The organism is Paenarthrobacter sp. A20 (genome assembly GCF_024168825.1).
In the GTDB taxonomy this organism is placed as follows: domain Bacteria; phylum Actinomycetota; class Actinomycetes; order Actinomycetales; family Micrococcaceae; genus Arthrobacter.
The window spans coordinates 3226469-3243209 of record NZ_JALJWH010000001.1 but is presented as its reverse complement, the minus strand read 5'-3'; the positions used below and the strand labels follow the sequence as shown (position 1 = coordinate 3243209).

The window sequence follows — 16741 nt, the reverse complement described above, 5'->3', positions numbered from 1 at the left end:
GGGCCGGCCTGGACCTCAATCACTAATGAAAGCGTGTGTAATCGTGTCATCATTCACCAAGCGCGGACCCTGGACTCCATTGGATCTTGGTCCGAGCACAAATCCTTTCCTGTTCGCTGGTGCAGATCCTCTGGGCAGTTTCGATCCAGCAACCGGTGAGCTTGTTGCTCGAGTTTCCACGTCCACAGTCGGTCAAGTGGACGAAGCGGTCGAAAGGGCCGAACATGCCTTCAGGAAATCCGTGTGGCGCAACGACGGAGCACTGCGGGCGAGGGTCCTTTTCCGCTGGGCAGAGCGGATGCGCCAGAACCTTGAGGCGCTTGCCGAGTTGCTGACGAGGGAGCAAGGCAAAACAATCAGCCAGGCTAGGGGTGAAGTCCTCAGTAGCATCAGCATGATTGAATTTAACGCGGGGTGTGCCCGATCGCTCTTTGGCCGTTCCAGTGCACTTAAAGACGGTGTTCATGGCGTTGTTCTCAGAGAGCCTATAGGTGTCATCGCAGCCATAACGCCATGGAACTATCCTCTCAATTTGACCATCCGGGCAGTGGCACCCGCGCTGGCCGCAGGAAACGCCGTCTTGGTCAAGCCCGCTAGCTTGACGCCGGCGGTCGTCGTCCAAGCTCTAAGCCTCTTGGCGAAAGACCACGACCTGCCAGATGGCATTCTTGCCGCCGTCGTGGGTCCAGGAGCAACTGTTGGTGATCGGCTGGTAACTCACGAGGGCATCGGGATGGTTGCATTCACCGGCGATTCCGTAACCGGAATCAACGTTATGAAACGTGCTGCCGACGGCCTGAAAAAGGTCTCCCTTGAGCTGGGAGGAAAATCGCCTAACATCGTTTTCGCGGACGCCAACATGGAGAAGGCTCTGGCTGGAGCCGAAAACGCAGTATTCTCATCTGCCGGTCAAATTTGCACCGCTGGCAGCCGATTGCTGCTGGAGGAAAGCATTCACGATGAGTTCGTGGAGCGACTCGTTGGTCGCGTGAAACAGATGCGCGTGGGCGACGGTCTGGATCCGGCCACGGACATGGGGCCTTTGGTTTCCGCAGATCACAAGAAGACAGTGTGGGAGTATGTCGAGATTGGTCATAAGGACGGAACAGTAGTCGCCGGGGGTGTCCCGCTGGATGAGCAGCCGTATGACAAGGGGAACTTCGTAGCTCCAACAATCGTCACCGATCTTCCCTCAACGTCGAGGCTTATCAAGGAAGAAGTCTTCGGCCCCGTCTTGGCAGTCCAGAAGTTCAGCACGGAAGAGGAAGCCATAAATGTCGCCAACAGCACTGAGTTCGGGCTGGCCTGCGGCCTATGGACGAACAACCTTGACCGTGCTTGGCGCGTCGGAAGAGGCGTCGAAGCAGGAACTGTTTGGATCAATACCTACCACCATTTCTATGGCGAAATGGAAGTGGGGGGGTTCAAAAAATCCGGCATTGGCCGTCAACAGGGTGTGGACGGACTGCTGGAGTTCACGGAATCGAAGCATTTGAACTTCGATTCATCTCCGACCCTCTGGTGAGAGCCACGACGGTTACCGCTTGAGTCGGCCAAGCTCCGCTTGGTAACACCCTCGACTGCCCACGGTGGGCAGCACCACAGCTCAGAATGCTTGATCGATCCCATCGATCAAGCATTCTGAGCTGGTGCAACGAATCTCGGGGAGTGAGTTCCCGATGTGGCCCGAAGGAGGATCCTCCGGGCCACATCGGCGGGGCCCGTTGGGGCCAGAAGGCGTAGTTGCCTGATTAAGGCCTAGCCGCCTGGACACCCCAGTTCACCAGTTCAATGGAGCTCCCCCACGGCGTGAGAACGAAAGCGTTGGTCAAGCCTGGAGTGGGACCTTCTGTGAAAGTCTGCGGCTCACCAAGCACGGTAACCCCCGGCATTCGCCGCAGTTGGTTGAGCGTCGCGGCAAGGTCAGGGCAAGTCATCCCCAGATGGCTGGCACCGTGACCGGTGGCGCCAAGCGGCCTTCTCGTCCCCTGCGGGCTCCACCATTGCAGAAGTTCCAGCCGCTGCCCGGCCAGATCCAGCATCACCACCTCGAATTCATCCCGAGGATCGGCACCGATGCGCTGCATGCTCCCGCCATCAGGGTCGCGCATCCGAGCGAGCCGGAAAACAACCTGCGCGTTGAATGCCTCTTGAAAAAACGAAACTGCCTGCTCCAAATTTGGTACGTTCAGGCCATAGTGGTCGATGCGGACCTGGGAAGCTGAGGGGCTGCTCATGCTTCGATCCTGAACAGCTTTTCCGTGTCGATGACGTCAGAGAGAACCCGGGGACCCGTAGCACCTATCGAGACCATGTCCTTGATCTGCATGCCGAAGCCGTAGCCGCTTCTGTACACCAAAGGCTCCATTCCCAGCACCATGCCGTCCTCGATCGGCTGGTTTGAATAAGGGCCGAAGTACGGTGCCTCATGAAGATTAACGCCAATGGAGTGCGCCACGAAGGAGATGGCAGGCAGACCGAGTTCATCAAACTTGGCTCGATATTTTTCGTAGACCCTGTTTGAGCTCGCGCCCGGAATCATTTCCTCCAGAATCAGTTGCTTGCAGTCCACCAGGTTCTGATAGATCCGTTCTGCCTCTGGCGGCGGATCGCCGACGACTGCAGTTCGACAGACACCGGCCTGGTACCCATCAATGACAGAGAAGATCTCGACACGACAGACGTCTCCGGACTTGAGGACGCGGTTACTTGGACCAACGTTCGGCAACTGGCTACGCTCTCCCGTAGCTACAATCATGAGCTTGAACTGCTGTGCGCCTTGCTCATAGACGCTTCGGGTGAGAGCGCTTGCCAAATCCATCTCGGAACTGCCAGCCCTCACGGAATCAAGGGAAGACCTGATGGCCTCATCCGAAATTCTAGATAGGCGCTCGAGCAGCGCCATCTCCGAGGGCGTCTTGATTTGCCGTGCACGCACCAACAGCTCCTCAGCGGGCAAAAACTGGATCGAGGGCAGTAATTGGGATAGTTCGGCATGTTCGGCAACAGAGAGATAAGAGAGTTCGGCAGCAACTCGCCCGCTGTCGAGGCCCCAGTCCTTCAGCAATGTGGCGACAGTCTCCATGGGTCGATCGACGAACTCTCGCCAGACCCGGATTTCGGCTTTCTGCTCCGCCGCCCGTACGGTCGTCTCTTCCATATCGACGCACACGATGGCATTTCTCCCGTCGACATGCAGAAGGGTGGCGGCAACACGCCACCTCATTAGTGGCTGGGACGGTATGACGAACCCGGCCGCGTATGCGTTGTTCTCCGGCGAGAGGCACAGAAGTGCATCCATGCCGCGCTCAGCCATCATGGACCTCAGACGGTCCTCGACTTCGTGCCTCATAAATCCTCCAGGGTCTTGGGATGTAGATCTTCCAAACTGGTATTACAACAGATATCCTATAAGTATCCGCATAGTTGTGGCGAGACTCAATCCCAAAAATCGCAAGGTGAGGAAACCTCTTGAAAATGAACTTGAGCAGAGAAGGCGACATCACGACGCTCATCGAACACTTGCAGTTCGCAATTACCGCCAACAGTCATGATGAAGTCATCCGCGACGCCGCTGTGCTGGTACGTGGCAAAAAGATTGCCGATATTGGCACCACGCGGGAAGTCCGCGCCCGACTTCAGGGCCGCTCCCCCGACCGGACTATCGATGGTTCAAAAACCGGCATCACACCTGGCTTCATCGATGCCCATGTCCATCTATCGGAGACCCTAAGTCGTGCCGTATTTCCCGATGTTCTAGCCACGCGGGCATGGGTCTTCCATTGGGCTAAACCCTTCTATGCCCATGTCGACGAAGCGGATGAACGCGTGAGCGTCCTGCTCGGCGCGGCGGAGATGCTCCGAAGCGGAACGACCTGCTTCCTTGACATGGGGGCACAGAATGATGCTGGCCTGACGGCTCGTGCTGCCGGTGAAATTGGAATCCGCGGCATCGTTGGTCGCCATGCGGCCGACCGACGTCCGAAGGAGGCACCGCATGGCTGGTCGGAAGAGATGATGGATCACCACTTCTTCGAAAACCATCACATTGCGCTCGATACCCTAAAACGAAGCGTCGAAGAGTGGAACGGTTATGCGGATGGCCGCATTCGTTGCTGGGTCAACATCGAAGGCAAGGAACCCTGCAGCCTTGATCTCCATATCGGAGCCCGTGAGCTGGCAGCGGAAATGGGCGTGGGAACGACATACCATATTGCCACCAGCTTGGAGGAAGCCCAGGTCAGTCACAGAATGCACGGCGAATGGCCGATCACGCGAATCGCCAATCACGGCGGCCTAGGCTCAAATTTGGTATTGGCTCATGCAGTCGCTGTCAGCGACGAGGAGGTTAAAAGGTTGGCTGACCACCAAACCTCGGTTGCTTTCTGCCCATCAAGCTCGCTCAAGCTCGCCAAGGGTGCGGCCGACATAGGAAAGTATCCCGAGATGATGCGGGCCGGCGTTACGGTGGGCCTCGGGACCGATGGTGTCTCGGCGGCTGGAAACCTCAATCTTCATCGCCAGATCCACATCGTGGCGGGGTTATTCAAGGATGCGCGGCGGGATGCGAACCTCGTCGGAGCCCAGAAAGCGATCCGGATGGCCACTATTGACGGCGCGAAGGCCTTGGGGTGGGACGACGAAATCGGCTCCCTTGAAGTCGGTAAGCAAGCGGACATGGTCCTCTTTGACCTTGACCACCACGAATGGACGCCTTATGCCGATCCGATTCAGGCCTTGGTTTACTCCGCCAGCCCGGCCAGCATCACTCAGACCTGGGTGGCCGGCAAACCCGTCTTCAGGGACGGCCAGGTTGAAAATCTGAACGAAAAAGAACTTCGCGAAGAAGCCCGGGACCGGGCGGCAGGAATCGTCTCCCGGGCAGGGCTCGGCGACCACGTTCCCGTCACTACAACCCTGTACGACTAAGCATCACCACCCCTGAGTGGTAGTTGCGTTCCTTGAAGGGCTTCGAGACAACGACTCGAAGCCCTTCAAATCCCACCCATCTCGAAGGTAGATTTGCCATGACCACTGTTGTACCTCCTGAAATAAGCAATCCGACTGTCAAAGTCGTGAAAATTCGCGGAGCCCGCAAGATCACGGGGCAGCGCATGCGATCCTCACTTCAAGAGACCGCTCAAGTCACCCTCACCCGCTATGCTGACGCTGCGGATCTGCTCGCTCTGGCTGCAGATATGAAGTCCGCAGCCGAGTCCGGCGCCCCACCGGTATCCATGAACGATTTGCTCCTCTATGCAGTGGCCCGCGCGTTGGGGAGGTACCCGGAAGTTAACGCGACCATAACTGAAGACGAAATTAGGCAGTATCCAAGCGTCGACTTGGGATTCGCCGTCGACAACGGAAAGAGCCTACTGGTCCCAGTTATACGCAGCTGCCACGAGCTGTCTATCTTCGACGTGGCCAGATGTAGCCGGGAACTTATCCGACGATGCCGGGAGGGACAGATAACCTTGCCGGAACTTTCCGGTGGGACGTTTACTGTTTCGAATTTGGGCAGCCTGGGGATTCACTGGTTCACGCCAGTACTCAATACTCCCCAAGTCGCCATCCTGGGAATCGGGGCTACACATCACGTCACTCCGGGCGGACCTGCGCTACTTCCACTATCGCTCACATTTGACCACCAGGCCCTGGATGGCATGGCCGCAGCCCGCGCCCTTGCTGGCATCGCGGAGGCCATACAAAATGTTAGGGGTCTCTCCGGGCTCAAAACTGAGAGCCCGGAACCGACCATCTAACCTGGCCGGGTCATGCACACACTAGCGTGCCGTGACGGACCTGAGTGGCCTAGCACCATCCATGCAGCCAGCAACTTCGACTTCCCCACCGTGCCACAGAGTGATGTGACGCCCCTTGGCCGGCAGTAGGGAATTCAATTTAGATAGTCGCTGCCACAGCAGGCAGCACCGACCGAAACGGAACCACTGGATGTTCAAAAACCCAACCGCACCAACCTACGATCGCCCAAGAACAGCGTCAGAATTTGGCCCGACAGTTAGGGTCGATGATTGGAGGATCCTTCCAGGCGCTGACATCGAGATCCGGCATGCATCCAATCCCCCCAGGCGCGGCCGTGTCGAGATGACGACCGATGACGGAAGTGTGCTTTGGCTAAGGCTAAGCCAGGACCATTCACGGCGCCTATTCGAAAAATCAGAGGGCTACGAAGTTTGGGTTTGTTCCACACAAGGTCGAACCAGAGCCAAGACAAAACGATCCCCCCCCCACCGGCACCTAACCCCTTGGTCCCGAGCGCACTTGCGGAACCACCGAGATCTCCGAAATGACTATCCCCCAGACGTCCGGCGCTGAAGCCGGCGGCCTGGCGAGCCAGCCTGCCAAGCACCCGCTGAAACCCGGCACGTGGAGGGCGAAAGAACCGTGTGCTTGGGCGCCGCCGGGAATACCCGGATAGTTACCCGGTGAGGGACGGGACCGGCTGGAGGTGCAGCGCCTTGCAAACACGGCGGCATCTAATCCATATCGCCGAGCAAGCGGGGCCCGGCTCGGAAGCTTCTTGGAAACGATCAGGTCGGAAGCACGTGGTTACACCGGGTCCACGGATGCGGGTCCGCTGAGCACGCCTGCATACTGATCGGGCCGCAGTAGAGAGCCTGCCCCCAAGGCGGAATCAGCCTGTCCGAAGTCGCGGGTTCTAATGACCATTCGAACTCCGAGTTTCAAGCCCTCTAGCCTTTTCCCTCTTGTCAGCTGGATATCTCACGAATATGATTGTGCTCACATATGATACAACTTACCAGTTTCTCCCGAAGGTATGAGGTGGTTCCGTATGGCCGAAACACCAGCTGAACTGGAAGCACGGCTTGCCCAGAAGTATCGCCAGCCCAAAGCTGTGGAGCAGTTTGGCGTGGAGGTGATACCCGACGAGTTACGCACCGTTCGGTGGTGGGACATCTTCACCATCGTCCTCAACTTTCTTGTAAATCCAGGGACCATCACTATCAGTGGGTTACTTATCTCATCTGGCATGTCCCTGTGGGAGGCGACACTTGCTGGGATCTTGAGCGTTCTCGTGGGATTTTCTGCCTACCTTGTGGCCGCTACCGTGGGCAGCGACTATGCGATTCCCGGACTGGTCAGCATGCGGTCCGTTTTTGGCGTGCGTGGGGCGACCGTAACATCGGCATTGCGGGCCGTTTCCAGCGTCTATTGGTTCGCCTTCCAGACTGTCGCGGCCGCGACGGGTATCGCAGTTGTGCTGGAAGCGCTGCTCCACAGCAAGGTCGACGTGCTTTGGATCAGTGTCGGCTGTGCAATTTTGCAGCTGACCGTCTCAATCTATGGTTACAACGCGCTGATGAAACTCTCCCGCTTCGCATTCATCTTTAAGATCGTGTTCTCGGCCGTCATCGTCTACCTGCTTATGACCTTCCCTCATGATGGCTTCGCACCGCACCAGGCACTCACGTTCGGCGGCGCGAACGTCGACAAGACGTCACTGATCATCTTCTGGATGATCGCTTGGGGCACCTCGTGGTTCTCCAATTTCACGGATGCCGCTGACTTTTGCCGCTACACGCGGAGGCGGTCAGAGATGTGGATCGGAACCATCTCCGCCGCGATCGTGGGCCAGCTCATTTGTTCCTTCATAGGCGGCTATGCCGTCGCCGCAGTCCGCGGCGAAGCCCCAGAGGGCCCCCTGGGCGTAATTGTCGAGTCGACCCGCGGCGTCGGGTGGCTGCTGGCCCTCGTCCTGGCCTACATAGTGCTCGACGCCTGGATCATCAACGTGCAGAATCTCTACACTGCAGGCCTCGCACTGACCAGCATGTTCAAGAATCTGGGCAGGTTCTGGGGGACTCTCATCGTGGGGATTCTGGGCACCGCCCTTTCCACCAGCCAGCATTTGATCAGCGGGTTTGACGGCGCCATGGGACAACTCGGGAACCTGTTTGCGCCGATGGCTGGCGTCTTCATCGCGCACTACGTCATCGCCTCCAGATGGCGAATCGACGTCCCCGCACTATTCCGAGGGGAGGGCAGCCGTTACTGGTACTGGAACGGCGTCAACTGGCTAGCGCTAGCCAGCGTCGCAGTTGGGGTGCCTGTGAACGCCATGGTGCCCCAGGTGTACGCAAACATCATCATTTCGGCGCTGACATCCGGCCTCTTGTACCTCGCTGCCGTTGCCCTCCTGAGGCGTCGGGTGCCCGTGCTGGCCGCAGCGTTGGATTCCCTCGCACCTCGCGAGGAGCTTGTGCCGTCACCGGGACCGGCCAGCTTCCGAGTCCCGGACCACCACTAGATGATTTGAGAAGGAGGAACCTGGCCGGGTTAGGGGCTCTCGGCCCGAGGCCTTTCAGCACGGGCCGGTCCGGCCGGCCAAGATCTGCCCGGCGACCATTGACTTCCGAAGGACGAGCTGGCCCCTCGGGCGCTGTATTGCCTTCTGCTCGTATCGCCTAGGGCCTTCTTACTCCGGCGAACGCTGCCCATTCTCACTGAGAGCGTGGGGAAGCGTGGACAGCCAGTCGCCAATCCTGGTCATGTGCACGTCCACGGCATGTCGGGCAGCAGCGGGATCGCCCTCGGCAATCGCCCGGCTGATATCGCGATGATCCTGAACCGACTTTTGCAATTGGCCCTTCTGGGCGAAAGTGGCTCCGCGAGACTCACTCAGAAGATCGTTGAGTTCGTGAATAAGCCGAGGTAGCAACTCACCCTTCGACGCATCAGCGATGGCGAGGTGGAATGCACGGTCTCGTTCGGCGGCGTCGAGGCCGTCACCAGCGCTGGCAGCATGCTCGAACTCGCGTTCGGCCTCCTCGATTGCCCGAAGGTCATCTCGATCGCCGTGTCGCGCGGCCTCCTCGGCCGCAAGGGATTCAAGGGCGCCACGCACCTTGGTCAGTTCAATTAACTGCTCTCGGTGCAGTTCCAGGTATTTGGCAAATGACCCAGCATATCGCTCGCTGATGCTCTCCTGGACGAACGCGCCGCGTCCATGCTGAACGGTGATTACCTTCATCGCTTCAAGCCCGGCGATTGCTTCGCGCACGCTGACCCTACTGACGCCAAAAGTCTCGCACAGCTCGCGCTCCGAGGGTAGTGCGGATCCAGGTGGGTATTCACCACGCTCGATCGCCCCCAGCAACTGCTCCCGGATCTGCTGGGTCGGGCTGACGCGCTTGACCGATGTCAGAGCCTTGACTGACCGTCCCGTGGACTTCGCTGTCACGTCCGACTGTTCCTTTCGCCATGCCGCAAGCGGATACCGCCTCTGCCGTGCGGCCAGCCTACTACTCCTCTGATATCAGACCAAATGTTCCCACTCGGCGCGCCCCACGGCGTCCTCACCCTGGATGCTGGCTGCAATTGCCGCTGATGGATGGCTTGCCGTCGAGGCGGCTGCGAGCCGGTGGTCGTTGGGGTTGTTTAGGCCGAGCTGCTGGACGTCCGCGGGCCTTTTTGCCAACGCCAAAGTGATGGTCGACGGCTAACTAGAGCCTTTCGCCTAGCCCTACCCCCAGGACCACAGTCAGCAGTCGGCCATCACTCGCCAGCGATTCGGGTACGCGAGGGTAAGCACCTTAGATCTAAACGGGCAACGCCAGCTCGATGCGCAAGTTCACGACAGGCATTCTCAGCCGACAATCGCGTGGGATGACAATGCTCCGCAGGCTCCGCTAGCTCCCTAAAATCTGCGCCGGGACCGATCTACTACTACTTCGTAGAGCCTCGACGACTACACAGACATAGCCAGCCCGAAAACACTCGGTATTAGGGACTGAACTCTTACGTCGGAGTGCAACACCAGCTGGAGTGCGTAGTGACGCCAAGCCAACTCACATGCATGAGTAGATGTAGCCCGAAGAACAGACAAGCCAATGGCTGCAATCGGTCACTATAAAGAAGACTTTGGTGTGGAGAATGTCCCACCCCCTTTGGCCTGACAAAATATCGGCCGGCCCGGCCTCCTCACGCCAGAACGAGGCAAACCCAGGATCTTTGACGCAAGATCTCGAAGTCATGTTGCGCTCAGTCCTCCTACCCATGAAGAGGTGTAGGCCAAACATGACCTACCGGACGAACCAAGAGAGGAGCCTATAGCCCCAGTTCAGAGCACGCGGAGGGCCCACCAGCCACGGTCCTGAACCCGCTCCCCCACAACTTCACAGGTGACCCGCGGCGCCAGGCACACCCCGCGGCCAGTGTCAGAGGGACCTGACCACACGGAATGTACACACGTTAAAGCAAAAACCCCCTCTGACGAGGGGGTATGCCGTGCCCGATGTGGGGCTCGAACGGGATTCCAGGCTTTGGAAACACTGGGAAGTGGCGGAAACATGCGGAATCCGGGGCCAGTCCGATGGGCGTACGACCCAGTCCGGGGCGGAAAGTGTGGACAGTAATGATGGAATTGGGTGTGTTGCGGTGTGGCTCGAAGTGTGGCTGACGCCCGCGTGAGGGTTGTCGTGACAATGATCTGTCCACCACAACACGGCCGCAGTAAACGCGACGGCCAGGTGGACATGACCTCATAGGAGCTTGTTGCGAAGAGTCCCATTACTGTCTTGTCTGCCCACCCGGCCGGCGTGCCCTTTTCCCATCGCTTTCAAAGGTCAGGGCAGTTTCATCATGACAAAGGAATATCTGAAAGTCATCGCCGGGATCGACACCCACGCCGATACCCACCACGTCGGAGTCATCACCGACACCGGCCAACATCTGGCGGACAAGGAATTCCCGGCAGCGGGAGCCGGCTATCAGGGAATCATCGACTTCATCACCGGCTTCGGTTCCGTTCTCGCCGCCGGTGTGGAAGGAACCGGCAGCTACGGCGCCGAACTCTCACGTGTGCTCACCCGAAAGGGCATCCGCGTGGTGGAAGTGATGCGCCCGAACCGGCAGGCACGCCGGCTGCGGGGAAAATCCGATCCGCTCGATGCCTATCAAGCCGCAGAATCGCTGCTCTCCGGCAGGGCAGGCGTCACCCCGAAATCTCCCGGAACGGAGCAGTGGAATCCCTGCGGGTTCTGCGGGCCGAGCGTACAACCGCAATGCGGGCCCCGCGCTGCAGTGATGGCCCAGGTGAAACCGCGGCAGGTCATGTTTTCCCTGGCGAGGGCAAATCTGTCAGTAGGCCGTTCCATGATGGCTATGCGCCGGGCTTAGTCCGTCCGGCCCTCATTTGTTTCTGTTTCAGGGCCATCCGCCCAGCGGGAGTCGCGCCGGCGGAGCTCCTGCCGGGCGGGAGGTGTCCGTTCAGCGTTTGGATCCGCGGCTGGCGTTTAGTGGACTTTCCGGGTCAGTGCTGTCTTCGTCCTGTTTCCCATCGGCCCCTTTCCTTGGCCGGTCGGGTCCGGTTGTTGCCTTTACGTGAATGACGATGCTTTGTTCTGGATGGGTGGTGGGTATTTGCAGGCCGGAGATCTGCAAGACCGAGCCTGGAATCGCGAGGCCTTGGTGGGACCACCAAGCGGTTTCGACAAGTCCCGACGGGAGGTCGGCGGGGACTACCGGTGTTACGTTGTAGCTTCTGGCGGGATCGAGTCCACGCAGTCTCGCCCGGGCACTGGGTCTGGTTGCCGACCATGCCATGCTTGAGATGACAAAGAGTCCTTCGCTTCCGTCGGCTGCTGTGACACCGCTCAGCCAGGTGTCCTCGGCTGGGTCAGGGCCCCGCAGTGCCCGTCCGGAGGCGATGAGGGCACGATGCTGTTTGTAGGTTGCGATCCATCCGGCGAGGCTTTTCCGTTCATTCATGGTGGCTGAACTGAGGTCCCATTCGACGCCGTAGTGTCCCAGCAAGGCTGCGGCCCCCCGGAAGGAAAGGTCATGTGTTCGGCCCGTTGTGTGAGATCGGGGGGACCCAACATGGGCGCCCATGAGTTCGGGGGGAATGAGCTGGCCTGTCCAACGCATCAGGCGTTGCCGTTCGAGTGGGTCGATGCAATCAGAGACCCAGACACGGTCTGTCCGCTCGAGGATGCCAAGGTCGATGCGGCCGCCGCCGCCGGCGCAGGATTCGATTTCCAGGCCTGGAAACATGGATTTCAGTTCGTCGATCATGCGGTAGACGGCCAGGGTCTGATCGTGTCCGATAGGGGTTCCGCCCCGGATTTGGGAGCCTGCCTCCACGGCGTCCCGGTTGTGGTCCCATTTGAGGTAATCAATGGGGTATTCGGTCAGTAGGGCTTCGAGTTGGGATTTGATGTTCTTGTAGCATCGGGGATTCGTCAGGTCCAGCAGGTGTTGGTGTCGCTGCTCAATGGGCGGATCAGCCCTTGCGCTGGCAATCCACTCGGGGTTGGCTCGGGCCAGGTCGGAGTCGAGGTTAACCATCTCCGGCTCAACCCATAGCCCGAATTGCATTCCGTGGCCTTTGACGGCGTCGACAAGCGGATGCAGGCCCTGGGGCCAGGCTTGCTCGGATACGTTCCAGTCTCCCAGTCCGGTGCGTGCGTGCCGGCGGCCACCGAACCATCCGTCATCGAGAACGAATCGCTCGATGCCGATATCTGCGGCGAGATCAACGAGTTCAAGCAGCCGCGGCTCGTCATGGTCGAAATAGACTGCTTCCCAAAGATTGAGTGTGACAGGTCGTGGCGTGGACACATGCTGTGGCCTGGCGCGGAGGTAGTCGTGGAAGCGGTGGGCTACTTGGTCCAGCCCGACACCGTAGGAGCCGTATATCCACGGAGTGAGGTACTCCTCGCCGTCCTGAAGGAGTATCTCCCCGGGCATGAGCAGTTCCCCGCCGCCCAGTAGGCGTTCGCCGGTATTTGCTTGTTCGGCAACGTGGACGTGGTTACCGCTCCAACCCGTATGTACCCCCCATGCCTCACCCTGCTCAAAATCTGTTCCTGGTTCGATGGCGTGAAGGACATGGGCGGCATCGACGCCGGTGTTGCCCCGCCGGTTTTCCCGTAGGTGCTGACCGACGGCGAAGGGCTGACGCTGCACGATACGTTCCATTCCCCAGCGTCCTGCGAAGTCCAGGAGTTCGCTGGCCTGCCTTGGTACGGGAAGGCTGAGGTGCAGCTGTTGGACCTCCAGGGGATCGCCCCTGTTTGTGAGTTTTGCTCTGGTTCGCAGCAGCCCTGAGGAATGAAGTTCGACGTCGAGGTCGAGTTCGAGCGCGCTCTCATGGTCGGTGCTGTGGACTCTCAGCCGACCCGGACCGGTTTCGATCGCACCGGGGGTCGTGCAGGGCACACTGTTGATATCTACTGACGTCACGCTGAAATGATGTGCCCACTGGCGTCCTTGCCGGGACGCCAACAGGCCGGGACGACCGAGCCAGCCATTGCGGGCATCCGGCAGAAGAGAAGGTTCTCGCACGTTGGGCGAACACGAGTACGGGATGTGTGCAGAGCCTGCTATCCGGGCGGCGGCCACGCCGTCCTCGCCGAGGACGCCAAGATCGGCTCCCCAGTGCAGGATCACAGGTATACCCGGTTCGGTGAGGTCGATCAGGAGGGAGCATCCCTTGGCCCTGAAATGGATCGCTTCGGGAAGGGTACCCGTCACCGTCGTGGCGCTCACTTGGCAGCCACCGCCAACGTCTTGACCCCGGATGCCCCCGGATGGCTCGTCGAGCCCGCCGGACCTCGACCGGGGAGCTTGACGCTAGCCTGGTGCGGGGCCCTGCACCGTCCGGGTTTACTACTTCCAGAGATCAGAATGGGGCCGTTGACGTTCTGTCGTTGACGATGAGGGGACATATCGTTCCTGTCGTTCCGGTACCTGCAGTTAAGGTGCCCGTTTACGGGCGATGGGCAGGGAGGCTGGGAGCCGCACCTTGGTTTTGGCGTCGGCAGATGTTCAAGTGTTCGCTGGATGGCGGCTCACATGGCCGTGTTCGATGGTGAAACGCCGTCCTCGTCGTCCACCATCGGGCCGGCTGGGCATGGCATGCCGGATCGGGACGTGTGCCCAAGGGCGAACCACCGTGTACCTTGAGCTCGAGCTGCCGTTGGAACTGCTCGACGCCGGATCCACGTACCGTCCTAGGTGTGCCGGAGGGGCTCAGTTGTCACCCAGTTAGTTCTGGCTCCGCGGGCTCGCTCGACGCTTCTTCAGCAGGGATTCCGTCTGGGCAATGTGCGCAGCCATGGCGGTGGCGGCCGATGTTGGATCACGATCTACTATCGCGCTGGCGATGGCCCGGTGCCCGGCAGTGCTGTTGGCCCGCACGATTTCGCCTTCTTCACCATCGTAGATGTGGAAATGATCGCCGCGGGATCGGAAGACCCTGACCAGCGTTGAGAGCGTGGAATTGCCCTTAGCACGGCAGACTGCCTCGTGGAACCGGGAATCGAGCTCGGCATATTCGGTGGGATCGACCGCGGCCTCCATGCTGGCCACCAGCGCCATGAGCTCGGTCAAATCCTCGGGTGTGGCATTGGCGGCCGTTGTTGCTGCTGCGTGGGATTCAAGCAGTCGGCGGATCTCAAAAAGTTCCAGCAGCCTGTCCAGCGGGAGCAGGTCCACCAATAACGCAAAGTTTTGCAGGACCACGGTCGGGTCCAGGGAGGAGACGTAAGTTCCCGAGCCATGCCGGGATTCCATCACGCCCAGAGCCGACATCGCACGCACCGCCTCCCGCAGAGAACTGCGTGACACGCCTAGTTGGGCGGACAGTTCCGCCTCCGGCGGGCACTTCTGCCCGGCTGCAAGCTCGCCCGAGGCAATCTTGTTCCGCAGGCCCTCCATGGCCGTCTCGACTGCATTCAATTCGCCGCCTCCTTCGCTTCTAATGGGAGACTACACGCTCCCACCGCGACAAGAGCGCCAAATGAGCCTCTTGTCATACTTCATAACAAAGTCATCATATCACTATCCAAGAAAATGCTCTCCAAAGAGCGCTATTCAACGACTTATCGCGAAAGTGATCCTATGACTTGCCTTAGTTGTCTGTTGTCTTTGGATGGGCCGTGATGTACGTTACTGATGTTCCCGTTACTCCCGAGCAAGGAAACGCTCATGTTGCCCTCGCCCCTCACGGCACCGCAGCCGATGATGACAGTCGACGGTCCGCCCTCGATATCCAACTGGACCCTCATGTCGTCGAAGGTTCATCTCACCCGCGGCCCCTACGGTTCGGTTCAGCACGCGGCCCAGCACCGGCTCACGACACGCCTGTATGAAAACCCGCGCGAATGGTTCCTAGGGCAGTTCGCGATGGTCGCCATTCACGAGGACTCACACGCGGTCCCGGCGTACATGTGGGAGGAACGGGACATAGAAACTGTTCTTCCCACCCTCGGCGGGCAGGGTGTCCCGCGAATTTCCGTTCTGCCGTACGGCTCACCCGCGGGCTACGGAATTTTCGCCGAGCAGGCTGTCCCCGAGTTGGTACGGCTAGACCGCACCAACTGAGCACCACCATCGCCGCTCCGCCAAGCCGGCGCGGCGACCACTTTCCACGAACAAGTCAGTCAATGGAGGATCCCCGTGAAATCCAGATTCATCACATCCGCCGCAGTGGGCCTAGCGGCCGTCCTGGCACTTGCCGGCTGTAGCGGCGAGCAACCGGCAAGCAATGGCCAGGTCACCCTGAAGATGGTCGAAAGCCTCACCAACCCAACCCGCACAGAGACCATCAAAAAAATGATCTCCGGCTTCGAAAAAGAAAATCCCAACATCAATGTGGACCTGATCTCGCCGCCCACAGAACAGGCCGACCAGAAGATCCAGCAAATGCTTCAGTCCGGCAAAGGGGTCGACGTCGTCGAGACCCGCGACACCACGGTCGGATCATTCGGCGCCAACAAATGGCTGTACGACATGACCGCAGACCTCAAAGACTGGGACGGTTGGAAGGACCTGACAGACAACGCAGTCCACTATTCCAAGCAGGACGGCAAGACCTACTACATTCCCTACGGCTTCTACGGCCTGTCCCTGTTCCACCGCACCGACTTGGCAAAGGATGCCGGATTCTCCGGTCCACCGGCCAGTTGGCCCGACCTGCTAACCCAGGCCACCGCGCTTAACCAGCCCGACGACGGCAAGTTTGGCTACGCCTTCCGGGGCGGCCCCAACGCCAATTCCACCGCCATCACCATCATCGGGGCGTACGTAGCCGATGAAGTCGACAAGGAAAACGCGTTCAGGCTGAGCAGCGGCAAGACAATCTTCTCCTCGCCCAAGGCACAGGAGGCCATGGACCTCTACCTCGAACTGTTCAAGAAGGGTTCCCCCCCCGTCCTCCGCGGCCTGGGGCTACCCCGAAATGGTGCAGGGTTTCAGCAACGGCTCGACGTCGTTCCTGCTGCAGGATCCCGAAGTCATCGCCACCGTCCGAGAGTCCAAGGCCATCACCACCGGGCAGTGGAACGTAGCACCTATGCCCGTCGGCCCCGGCGGCAAAGCCCTCCAGCCCGTAGGTACCGCAGGCTGGGGCGTCGCCGCCACTTCCAATCTCAAGCCCGAGGCCGTGAAGCTGGTCAAATACCTCACCGAGGGCGACGCTGCCACCACCTTCACCAAGGAGAACAGCCTGGTGCCGATTCTGAAGTCCGCGGCACAGGACAGCTTCTACAGCACCGGACCTTGGGCCGCATACCTCACCATGACCCAAAACCCGCAGACATACATCCCCGTCGTCCAGCCCCGCGGGGTGTCCTGGTGGGCCGAGTGGATCAAGAAGGCCGACAGCGACATTCAGGGCGTCTTGTCAGGGAAGCTGTCCACCGCTGAGCTGCTCGCCAGCTGGGACACCTACTGGACTGAAAAGACGGCAGGCTAG

General features: G+C 59.7%; 13 protein-coding genes and 1 pseudogene. 8 read left to right on the top strand and 6 right to left on the bottom strand.

Annotated features, from left to right (window positions below; translation table 11 throughout):
* Positions 1 to 25: 25 nt before the first annotated feature.
* Positions 26 to 1525: an aldehyde dehydrogenase gene (locus J3D46_RS14995; RefSeq protein WP_256491422.1), complete on the top strand. Its 1500-nt coding sequence runs from the start codon at positions 26 to 28 to the stop codon at positions 1523 to 1525.
* Between the two features lie 226 nt (positions 1526 to 1751).
* Here the strand turns inward: J3D46_RS14995 and J3D46_RS25170 are convergent, their stop codons facing one another.
* Positions 1752 to 2237 (bottom strand): VOC family protein, encoded by a 486-nt coding sequence (locus J3D46_RS25170; protein ID WP_374110801.1) that lies wholly within the window; start codon positions 2235 to 2237, stop codon positions 1752 to 1754.
* Complete coding sequence (locus J3D46_RS14985; RefSeq protein WP_253468015.1) at positions 2234 to 3352, bottom strand: Xaa-Pro peptidase family protein; 1119 nt, start codon at positions 3350 to 3352, stop codon at positions 2234 to 2236. Before J3D46_RS14985 ends, J3D46_RS25170 begins: the two co-directional genes overlap by 4 nt.
* 125 nt (positions 3353 to 3477) lie before the next feature.
* Here J3D46_RS14985 and J3D46_RS14980 point away from each other — a divergent pair, with 125 nt between their 5' ends.
* From J3D46_RS14980 to J3D46_RS14970, 3 genes are all read left to right on the top strand, one after another.
* Positions 3478 to 4929 (top strand): amidohydrolase family protein, encoded by a 1452-nt coding sequence (locus J3D46_RS14980; protein WP_231341100.1) that lies wholly within the window; start codon positions 3478 to 3480, stop codon positions 4927 to 4929.
* A gap of 98 nt (positions 4930 to 5027) precedes the next feature.
* Positions 5028 to 5762 (top strand): 2-oxo acid dehydrogenase subunit E2, encoded by a 735-nt coding sequence (locus tag J3D46_RS14975; RefSeq protein ID WP_231341078.1) that lies wholly within the window; start codon positions 5028 to 5030, stop codon positions 5760 to 5762.
* Between the two features lie 1052 nt (positions 5763 to 6814).
* Positions 6815 to 8290 carry a cytosine permease gene (locus J3D46_RS14970; protein ID WP_231341079.1) on the top strand — a complete coding sequence of 492 codons (1476 nt, stop codon included), beginning with the start codon at positions 6815 to 6817 and terminating at the stop codon, positions 8288 to 8290.
* Positions 8291 to 8458: 168 nt separating this feature from the next.
* Here the strand turns inward: J3D46_RS14970 and J3D46_RS14965 are convergent, their stop codons facing one another.
* Both J3D46_RS14965 and J3D46_RS14960 read right to left on the bottom strand, forming a co-directional pair.
* Positions 8459 to 9223: a FadR/GntR family transcriptional regulator gene (locus J3D46_RS14965; RefSeq protein WP_231341080.1), complete on the bottom strand. Its 765-nt coding sequence runs from the start codon at positions 9221 to 9223 to the stop codon at positions 8459 to 8461.
* A gap of 75 nt (positions 9224 to 9298) precedes the next feature.
* A complete protein-coding gene (locus tag J3D46_RS14960; protein ID WP_231341081.1) occupies positions 9299 to 9460 on the bottom strand; it encodes a hypothetical protein in 162 nt (53 codons plus the stop codon).
* Between the two features lie 1163 nt (positions 9461 to 10623).
* On the opposite strand from J3D46_RS14960, the gene J3D46_RS14955 reads away from it, so the two are divergent.
* Positions 10624 to 11160, top strand: a complete 537-nt coding sequence (locus tag J3D46_RS14955; protein ID WP_253468013.1) for an IS110 family transposase — start codon at positions 10624 to 10626, stop codon at positions 11158 to 11160.
* Between the two features lie 90 nt (positions 11161 to 11250).
* Here the strand turns inward: J3D46_RS14955 and J3D46_RS14950 are convergent, their stop codons facing one another.
* On the bottom strand, positions 11251 to 13533 hold the full coding sequence (locus J3D46_RS14950) for an alpha-galactosidase (protein ID WP_253468011.1): 2283 nt from the start codon (positions 13531 to 13533) through the stop codon (positions 11251 to 11253).
* A 498-nt stretch (positions 13534 to 14031) separates the two neighbouring features.
* Positions 14032 to 14724, bottom strand: coding sequence for a FadR/GntR family transcriptional regulator (locus tag J3D46_RS14945; protein ID WP_231341084.1), 693 nt, complete (start codon positions 14722 to 14724; stop codon positions 14032 to 14034).
* A 249-nt stretch (positions 14725 to 14973) separates the two neighbouring features.
* Here J3D46_RS14945 and J3D46_RS14940 point away from each other — a divergent pair, with 249 nt between their 5' ends.
* The 3 genes and pseudogenes from J3D46_RS14940 (at position 14974) to J3D46_RS14930 (ending at position 16741) form a co-directional block, all read left to right on the top strand.
* The gene (locus tag J3D46_RS14940; RefSeq protein ID WP_231341085.1) at positions 14974 to 15369 is read left to right on the top strand and encodes a hypothetical protein; all 396 of its coding nucleotides are present in this window, start codon (positions 14974 to 14976) and stop codon (positions 15367 to 15369) included.
* A 183-nt stretch (positions 15370 to 15552) separates the two neighbouring features.
* Positions 15553 to 16179: pseudogene (locus J3D46_RS14935) on the top strand (extracellular solute-binding protein); the annotation flags it as partial.
* Between the two features lie 46 nt (positions 16180 to 16225).
* Positions 16226 to 16741, top strand: coding sequence for a hypothetical protein (locus J3D46_RS14930; RefSeq protein ID WP_253468010.1), 516 nt, complete (start codon positions 16226 to 16228; stop codon positions 16739 to 16741).

What these genes read in the sequence shown, in the direction of transcription:
- J3D46_RS14995 (WP_256491422.1), top strand. Translation starts at nt 26, where the DNA reads ATGAAAGCGTGTGTAATCGTGTCATCATTCACCAAGCGCGGACCCTGG.
- J3D46_RS25170 (WP_374110801.1), bottom strand. Translation starts at nt 2,237, where the DNA reads ATGAGCAGCCCCTCAGCTTCCCAGGTCCGCATCGACCACTATGGCCTG.
- J3D46_RS14985 (WP_253468015.1), bottom strand. Translation starts at nt 3,352, where the DNA reads ATGAGGCACGAAGTCGAGGACCGTCTGAGGTCCATGATGGCTGAGCGC.
- J3D46_RS14980 (WP_231341100.1), top strand. Translation starts at nt 3,478, where the DNA reads ATGAACTTGAGCAGAGAAGGCGACATCACGACGCTCATCGAACACTTG.
- J3D46_RS14975 (WP_231341078.1), top strand. Translation starts at nt 5,028, where the DNA reads ATGACCACTGTTGTACCTCCTGAAATAAGCAATCCGACTGTCAAAGTC.
- J3D46_RS14970 (WP_231341079.1), top strand. Translation starts at nt 6,815, where the DNA reads ATGGCCGAAACACCAGCTGAACTGGAAGCACGGCTTGCCCAGAAGTAT.
- J3D46_RS14955 (WP_253468013.1), top strand. Translation starts at nt 10,624, where the DNA reads ATGACAAAGGAATATCTGAAAGTCATCGCCGGGATCGACACCCACGCC.
- J3D46_RS14940 (WP_231341085.1), top strand. Translation starts at nt 14,974, where the DNA reads ATGTTGCCCTCGCCCCTCACGGCACCGCAGCCGATGATGACAGTCGAC.
- J3D46_RS14930 (WP_253468010.1), top strand. Translation starts at nt 16,226, where the DNA reads ATGGTGCAGGGTTTCAGCAACGGCTCGACGTCGTTCCTGCTGCAGGAT.